Origin of the sequence: Cytobacillus firmus NBRC 15306 (assembly GCF_001591465.1) — a bacterium.
Classification (GTDB): domain Bacteria; phylum Bacillota; class Bacilli; order Bacillales; family Cytobacillaceae; genus Cytobacillus; species Cytobacillus firmus.
Genome location: NZ_BCUY01000241.1, coordinates 1 through 743, shown reverse-complemented (window position 1 = coordinate 743; position 743 = coordinate 1). Strand labels below are relative to the sequence as shown.

Below are 743 nucleotides of genomic sequence, written 5' to 3'. Positions count from 1 at the left end.
GCGGGTGATGAACGCAACGTGGTGCTGACCCTGAGCCGTATTTGGTATAGCGCGGTGACCGGCAAAATTGCGCCGAAAGATGTGGCGGCGGATTGGGCCATGGAACGTCTGCCGGCGCAGTATCAGCCGGTGATTCTGGAAGCGCGTCAGGCGTATCTGGGCCAGGAAGAAGATCGTCTGGCCAGCCGTGCGGATCAGCTGGAAGAATTTGTGCATTACGTGAAAGGCGAAATTACCAAAGTGGTGGGTAAATAATAACTGTCAGACCAAGTTTACTCATATATACTTTAGATTGATTTAAAACTTCATTTTTAATTTAAAAGGATCTAGGTGAAGATCCTTTTTGATAATCTCATGACCAAAATCCCTTAACGTGAGTTTTCGTTCCACTGAGCGTCAGACCCCGTAGAAAAGATCAAAGGATCTTCTTGAGATCCTTTTTTTCTGCGCGTAATCTGCTGCTTGCAAACAAAAAAACCACCGCTACCAGCGGTGGTTTGTTTGCCGGATCAAGAGCTACCAACTCTTTTTCCGAAGGTAACTGGCTTCAGCAGAGCGCAGATACCAAATACTGTTCTTCTAGTGTAGCCGTAGTTAGGCCACCACTTCAAGAACTCTGTAGCACCGCCTACATACCTCGCTCTGCTAATCCTGTTACCAGTGGCTGCTGCCAGTGGCGATAAGTCGTGTCTTACCGGGTTGGACTCAAGACGATAGTTACCGGATAAGGCGCAGCGGTCGGG

1 protein-coding gene is annotated in these 743 nt (G+C 48.6%); it reads left to right on the top strand.

From position 1 onward, the window contains the following. Positions 1-255 (top strand): aminoglycoside adenylyltransferase domain-containing protein (locus BFI01S_RS22080; protein ID WP_156478379.1); only part of this gene is annotated, 255 nt, incomplete at its 5' end. Between the last annotated feature and the right edge of the window lie 488 nt (positions 256-743).